This is a genomic window from Flavobacterium sp. HJSW_4, assembly GCF_042436695.1.
Classification (GTDB): domain Bacteria; phylum Bacteroidota; class Bacteroidia; order Flavobacteriales; family Flavobacteriaceae; genus Flavobacterium.
This window is the reverse complement of the sequence record NZ_JBHNPP010000066.1, coordinates 1-6625: the sequence shown is the minus strand read 5'-3', so window position 1 is coordinate 6625 and position 6625 is coordinate 1. Positions and strand designations below refer to the sequence as shown.

The 6625-nt window shown below is 32.0% G+C and carries 7 protein-coding genes and 1 pseudogene; 6 read left to right on the top strand and 2 right to left on the bottom strand.

Features of this window, described 5'->3' with window-relative positions; genetic code table 11:
- The 6 genes and pseudogenes from ACE01P_RS24220 to purU form a co-directional block, all read left to right on the top strand.
- Window positions 1-256, top strand: a pseudogene (locus tag ACE01P_RS24220) (L,D-transpeptidase); the annotation flags it as partial.
- 187 nt (window positions 257-443) lie between these two features.
- Window positions 444-776, top strand: a complete 333-nt coding sequence (locus ACE01P_RS24215; RefSeq protein ID WP_379701630.1) for a hypothetical protein — start codon at window positions 444-446, stop codon at window positions 774-776.
- A gap of 197 nt (window positions 777-973) precedes the next feature.
- A complete protein-coding gene (locus ACE01P_RS24210) occupies window positions 974-1396 on the top strand; it encodes a cytochrome c oxidase assembly factor Coa1 family protein (protein WP_379701629.1) in 423 nt (140 codons plus the stop codon).
- Window positions 1397-1417: 21 nt separating this feature from the next.
- Window positions 1418-1981, top strand: a complete 564-nt coding sequence (locus ACE01P_RS24205; protein WP_379701628.1) for a hypothetical protein — start codon at window positions 1418-1420, stop codon at window positions 1979-1981.
- Window positions 1982-2121: 140 nt separating this feature from the next.
- On the top strand, window positions 2122-2841 hold the full coding sequence (locus ACE01P_RS24200; RefSeq protein WP_379701627.1) for a DUF4197 domain-containing protein: 720 nt from the start codon (window positions 2122-2124) through the stop codon (window positions 2839-2841).
- A gap of 127 nt (window positions 2842-2968) precedes the next feature.
- Entirely contained in the window at window positions 2969-3823 is an 855-nt protein-coding gene (purU, locus tag ACE01P_RS24195) for a formyltetrahydrofolate deformylase (protein ID WP_379701626.1), read from the top strand.
- Between the two features lie 1065 nt (window positions 3824-4888).
- On the opposite strand, the gene ACE01P_RS24190 is transcribed toward purU, so the two are convergent.
- Window positions 4889-5689 (bottom strand): ABC transporter substrate-binding protein, encoded by an 801-nt coding sequence (locus ACE01P_RS24190; protein ID WP_379701625.1) that lies wholly within the window; start codon window positions 5687-5689, stop codon window positions 4889-4891.
- Window positions 5690-5757: 68 nt separating this feature from the next.
- Window positions 5758-6576 (bottom strand): orotidine-5'-phosphate decarboxylase, encoded by an 819-nt coding sequence (gene pyrF / locus ACE01P_RS24185; protein ID WP_379701624.1) that lies wholly within the window; start codon window positions 6574-6576, stop codon window positions 5758-5760.
- Window positions 6577-6625 lie beyond the last annotated feature (49 nt).

The following is a 6625-nucleotide window of genomic DNA, read 5'->3' as shown; positions in this document are numbered from 1 at the left end:
TGTAAAAATGGCTAAAGAATTAGCCGTTGCGATGCTGAAAGATTATCCTGAATGGAATCAAGCCAAAATTGACAAAGCTATGGCGGGTAAAGTAGAAAACAGTTTTAAACTGACGAAAAAAGTACCGATTTACATTACTTACTTTACTTCATTAGTAAATGATAAAGGAGAAGTTGGTTTCTTTCAAGATGTTTATGAAAAAGATGCCAATCCGAATGGTGAAACGCTTCCCGACACTGCAATTGTAAATCAATAATTTACGCCAATAATTCAAGGGAGAATTTATCAAAGTAAATTTGATAGGTTCTCTCTTTTTCATTTAGCATTCATTAAAAAACCTTAAAACACTATTAATAAGTCTTTTAACACTAAAACATCTTTTTAATATAAAATATATTTGCAAAATAAAATCACTGTTCTATAATTCAGAAACTTAAAAAGCTATGAAAACAAACAACATTGAAGGATTGTCTTTATTTGAAATTAATGTTTTAATTCAGCAAGGCGGAAGATTTGTAAAGTTTCCTTTTATTATTTCCAAAATGGTAAAAAGGATTAAAGAATCTAACATTTATTTTATTCGTCCAAATGAAGGTACATTCAAATATGCCTTAAAACACTTTTTCTTGAATTTATCAATAAGCTGGCGCATTTTTCCGTATGGACCAATTTATGTGGTAAAGTCATTGTTTTATCTTATAAAAGGTGGGAAAGATTATACTGAAACTATATTAAAAGATTTGAATAGTAACAGCCCTCTACAAGCCACAATTTAAATTATCATAAAATAAAGTTTTAAAAGCTTTTTCTAAAATCATTTCATATTTTTATGAAGTGATTTTTTTATTCAAACTAATGTAAACCTGAAGGGGGTTAAAAATTTGAATATCAACATTTTTCACCAAAAAAACACGTAATAAATAAGAAATTTATCCTTATTTTAGCTCTGTCTTATCACCTAAAATTTAAATTTATGGAAGATTCTAATGAGTTAATACAAAGAAAAAGCTGGTGGAACAGAAACTGGAAATGGTTTGTTCCCAGCGGATGCTTAACTCTTTTAGTGTTATTTGGTTTATTTATTGGAGGAATTTTCTATGAAGCTACTTCAGTCATAAAAGATTCAGATGCATACAAAGAATCTATGGCAAAGCTTCAAAACAATAAAACAGTTATGGAAAAATTGGGATCTCCGATTGAAACTGACGGAATCGTTTCTGGAGTTATTACTTCGTATAATAGCGTACGAGCTTGTGATGTGGAAGTTCCAATAAAAGGTCCTAAAGGAAAAGGCACTTTATTTGTTGTTGGGGAAAAAAGAGGAACATGGAAATACACTGAAATGTCTGTTTATATTGAGAATACAAAGGAAAAAATCGATTTATTGCAGAAGTAAAATATAATAATGAAAATATTAATGAAATCTTTTTTTAGTCTGTTTTTTGGACTTGTTTTCTGCACTGCTTTATTTGCTCAACCAACCAGAAATTATCAAGCTTATACAACACAAATTACACAATTTTCTAAACCTTCCAGAATACTACACAACAATGTTGATTCACAAGGAAATGGTTATATTGAATTTACAAATAAAAACAATCAGATACTCCGCTTTCGATTAAATAACCATAAAGTTCAACCAGGATCTTGTCGCATCGCTTTTGAAATATATTATTATGAAAATAGCTATTTGAAAAAAGTTGAATCATTGGATAGTAATGGAAAATTAATTGGCTGTAATTTAAAACTACAAGGAGAAGCAGTCATTGAATACATCATTGAAAAACCTGAATTGTATCTGAAAAAGAAAAAATTAATTGACGATGCCGAAGGTAATATTGATATGAAAGATGACTCTAACGAAAAAATCATTCGCGTGCGTCTTTTTGACTCCAATTATCAGCCTATAGCACAGCTACATCCTAGTTACGTTTCTAGTAAAACCTATTGGCAACAAAATATTCGAATGTCTTGGCCGTAGTAAATACTTCGTCAACTGCGATTTATGACATTAAATCGATCTATGTTAAGTTTACAACAAAATGTTACTTCTCTTCAAATAAATTTGTGGCGTTGTTTTTGAATAAGTAGTATTTTTGAAACTTAAACAAAAACCCCAAAATGAAAAAGATTTTACTATTAGCCGTTACATTTTCGCTTACTTCTTGCGCACAGGTACAGCAAACTTTAAGTCAATTACCTCAAATATCTTCTCAAATTCCAGGAGTTGGCGGTGTTGACATTGCTTCAGGTTTAAAAGAAGCATTAAACAAAGGAATTACACAACAAGTGAGTAAATTAACCGCTGTAGATGGTTTTTATAGAAATGAAGCTGTAAAGATTTTAATGCCAGAAGAATTGCAAAAAGTAGATGCAACGCTACGTAAAGTAGGTTTAAGTTCTCTTGCAGATGAAGGAATCAAAATGTTGAACCGCGCTGCAGAAGATGCTGTAAAAGAAGCAACTCCTATTTTTGTGACAGCTGTAAAAAACATGACTTTTACAGATGCTAAAAACATTCTTTTAGGAAGCGACAATGCAGCAACAAATTATTTGCAAGGAAGCACAACAACTGCATTATATGCCAAATTTAATCCTGTAATTAAAAGCTCTTTTGCAAAAGTTGGTGCAGATGAAGTTTGGAAAAACATAATCACGAAATACAATACTATTCCGCTAGTAAAAAAAGTAAATCCAGATTTAACTGATTATACAACTAATCAAGCTTTGTCTGGCGTTTTTAAAATGATTGCCGTTGAAGAAAAAGAAATCCGAAATAATATCTCTGCAAGAACAACACCTTTATTAAAAAGCGTTTTTGCAATGCAAGACGGAAAATAATTTTTTTTGAAGGTTCAAAGGAACAGAGTTGCAAAGTTTCAAAGTTTTTTTAGGCTAACGAACCTTGCTTAAATTGCAGTTAAACAAATTAACGATTAACCGATTAAACCAAAACAAAACGACCAAAATGCAAAAGATCACCATACTCATTCATTGCAAAGATCAAAAAGGAATTATCGCCGCAGTGACTACTTTTATTGCTAAAGTAGAAGGAAACATTACCTATATTGACCAGCATGTTGATGTAGAGCAAAATGTATTTTTTATGCGTTTAGAATGTGAATTTACCAATCAGAGCAGTAATATTGAAAAGATAAAAGAAGAATTCAGCAAGACAATTGCTGCCGATTTTAATATGTCTTGGGATTTGTACAATCAGGAACAAAAACCAAAAATGGCTTTGTTTGTTTCTAAATACGATCACTGTTTGTTTGACATTCTAGGTCGTTACAGCGCTGATGAGTTAGGTGTTGAAATTCCTATGATTATAAGCAATCATAATGATTTGCGTTCAATTGCAGAGCGTTTTGACATTCCGTTTCATTATGTTCCTTTTACAAAAGACAATAAAGAAGAAGGCGAAGCAAGACAAATCGAGCTTTTAAAAAGATATCAAATCAATTTTATCGTTTTGGCTCGTTACATGCAGATTGTTACTCCAAAATTGATTTCGCTTTACGAAAATAAAATCATCAATATTCACCATTCGTTTTTACCTGCTTTTCCAGGTGCAAAACCGTATCATTCGGCTTTTAAACGTGGTGTGAAAATTATTGGTGCAACAAGCCATTACGTTACAGAAGAATTAGACGAAGGTCCAATTATCGAGCAAGATATTGCGAGAGTTTCTCATATTCACTCTGTAGAAGATTTCATCATGAAAGGTCGTGATTTGGAACGCATCGTTTTAGCAAGAGCAATTAAATTGCATGCGGAGAGAAAAACTATGGTGTATAGCAATAAGACGGTTGTTTTTTCTTAGATGCTGAGATATGAGATGCTAAGCTTCTAAGATACTAAGTTTTTTAGTCTTTAAACAATAACAAACCCGACAGATTTTTGAAATTTGTCGGGTTTGCTTTTATATCAGAAAATCAACAACTTAAACCTTTAAAAACTGAATTTTCTGTTGAAATTGTTAATTTATTTTTCAATTATAGAATATTGATTTTTAACACTTTAGCAAACCTGCAAAATCATCTTTAAAATATTCATAAACAAAACTGATTGTTATTGCATTTTAATAATCAAAAATTATTTAACGTTACAGAAAGCTCAAAACGAGGGACGTAAAAATCTTAACTTATGACCAACAAAGTAATAACAAAACCTTAACAGCATAAGATTGATATATGTCGGACATTTGTAATGTAATAAACTGGTTATTTATTATTTTGGTTTTGGTTAGTTAAATGATGCCGGCGTCTTCGAGATGCCGGCATTCTTTTTTACAACTATTTTCGTTTCAAGTTTAAGGTTTTCTTTGTTTCAAGTTGCTTTACTTTGAGCATGATTTTAACCGCAAAGCACGCAAGTTTTATATTTGTTAGATCCACAAAAAAACGCAAAGTTCGCAAAGTTTTGGGTAAAAAACTTTGCGAACTTTGCGTATATCTTTGCGCCCTTTGCGGTTAAATACCACTCAACAACCTGAAACTTGAAACTTTTAAAACTATAACATTAACTTATATCCAACAAAGTAATAACAAGATCTTAACAGCACAAGATTGATATATTTCGGACATTTGTAATGTAATAAACTGGTTATTTATTATTTTGGTTTTGGTTAGTTAAATAATGCCGGCGTCTTCGAGATGTCGGCATTCTTTTTTGGTGCCAATTTTGTTTCAGGTTTCAAGTTTACTTTGTTTCAACTTATTTTACTTTGAACATAATTTTAACCGCAAAGCACGCTAAGTTTTTTTGCCAAGCTTTATGAATATAAACGCAAAGTTCGCAAAGCTTTGTGTAAAAAACTTTGCGAACTTTGCGTATATCTTTGCGCCTTTGCGGTTAATTAACGTCCAAACAACTGAGCAAAAGAAACTTAATTTTTTAGCCTTTCGTGGAGCAATTTAAAATAAGAGAAAGCCTTTAGCAATCGGCTTCCGTGCCAAGAGAACATTTCTCCGTCTACAAAAACCGTTTTGGCGTGGTGCGTAAACCTTCCGATTTCGAAAGCATCTTCTTCTTTGAAAGGATAAGGTTCCGATGAAAGAAAAACAAGATCAGGATCGCCTTCTAAACGCATTTTCTTTAACTCAATTTCAGGATAACGCCCTTTGTCTTCGTAGATATTTTTAAAATGATTTAGTTTTAGCAATTCATTTATATATGTATCATTTCCCGCAACCATATAAGGATTTTTCCAAATAAAGTACGCCGCTTTCTTTTCTTTTATATTCTGAATATAATTTTTGAAATCGCTTAAAGCGAAAGCCAATTTGTTGTTCCACTTTTGTGCTTCGGTTCTGCAATTGAATAATTCTCCGAAATCTGAAATCATTTGAAAATTGTCTTCGATAGAAACGATATTCGTAACCCAAACTGGACAAATTGAACTTAATTGCTCTACAATCTCCTGCGTATTTTCTTCTTTATTGCAAATAATAATGTCTGGTTCAAGAAGCTTTATTTTTTCGAAGTGAATTTTCTTGGTGCCGCCAACACTCTTTTTAGTCGATTTAAAATGAAACGGATGCACACAGAACTTCGTTATTCCGATAATTTTGTCTTCCAAACCTAAATCATATAATAATTCTGTTTGCGAAGGTACAAGCGAAATAATGCGTTTTGGAGCGGTTTCAAAAGAATGAACGGTTCCTATCTGATCGGTGAATTGTTTCATAGTTATCAGTCGCAGTCACAGTTTGCAGTCACAGTTTAAACTGAGACTGAAAACCGCGACTGAAAACTTTATTTATTAGCGATAATCTCTTCCATTTCTTTTTGCACTTTCAAAGCCTCTTCCCTAGCCTTTTCAGCAAAATCAGTTCCTTTAGAAGCGTAAATAATTGCTCTTGCAGAATTTACTAAAAGACCAACTTTATCATTCATTCCGTATTTGCATACTTCAGATAAGCTTCCGCCTTGAGCGCCAATTCCTGGAACTAGCAAGAAACTATCAGGAACAATTTTTCTAATTTCTGTAAAATATTCTGCTTTTGTAGCGCCCACAACGTACATTAGATTTTCGCTGTTTTTCCAAGTTTTAGAAGTTTCTAGAACTTGTTTGTATAACTCTTTTCCATTTGTAGTTAAAGTTTGAAAATCGAAAGCGCCTTCGTTAGAAGTTAAAGCCAACATAATGGTGTGTTTATTTTCGAATGCAAGAAAAGGCTCTACAGAATCTTTTCCCATATAAGGAGCAACAGTTACACTATCAAAATTTAAATCTTCAAAAAAAGCTTTCGCATACATGCTAGAAGTATTTCCAATATCGCCTCGTTTTGCATCTGCAATCGTAAAAATATCAGGATAATTTTCGTTGATATAATTGATTGTTTTCTGTAAAGACATCCATCCTTTTATTCCGTATGCTTCAAAAAAAGCTGTATTTGGTTTGTAACCAACAGTCAGATCATGCGTTGCATCGATTATCGCTTTATTAAATTCGAAAATAGGATCTTCGGTTTCCAATAAATGCTGTGGCATTTTCGCTAGATCTGGATCTAAACCAACGCATAAAAATGATTTTTTTTGAAGAATTTGTTCGTGTAGTTGTTGTGTTGTCATATTGTATTTTTAGTTCTTCTATTTCAAAGAATTAATTCTTTTTAAAAAG

What these genes read in the sequence shown, in the direction of transcription:
- pyrF (WP_379701624.1), bottom strand. Translation starts at nt 6,576, where the DNA reads ATGACAACACAACAACTACACGAACAAATTCTTCAAAAAAAATCATTT.
- ACE01P_RS24190 (WP_379701625.1), bottom strand. Translation starts at nt 5,689, where the DNA reads ATGAAACAATTCACCGATCAGATAGGAACCGTTCATTCTTTTGAAACC.
- ACE01P_RS24210 (WP_379701629.1), top strand. Translation starts at nt 974, where the DNA reads ATGGAAGATTCTAATGAGTTAATACAAAGAAAAAGCTGGTGGAACAGA.
- ACE01P_RS24215 (WP_379701630.1), top strand. Translation starts at nt 444, where the DNA reads ATGAAAACAAACAACATTGAAGGATTGTCTTTATTTGAAATTAATGTT.
- purU (WP_379701626.1), top strand. Translation starts at nt 2,969, where the DNA reads ATGCAAAAGATCACCATACTCATTCATTGCAAAGATCAAAAAGGAATT.
- ACE01P_RS24205 (WP_379701628.1), top strand. Translation starts at nt 1,418, where the DNA reads ATGAAATCTTTTTTTAGTCTGTTTTTTGGACTTGTTTTCTGCACTGCT.
- ACE01P_RS24200 (WP_379701627.1), top strand. Translation starts at nt 2,122, where the DNA reads ATGAAAAAGATTTTACTATTAGCCGTTACATTTTCGCTTACTTCTTGC.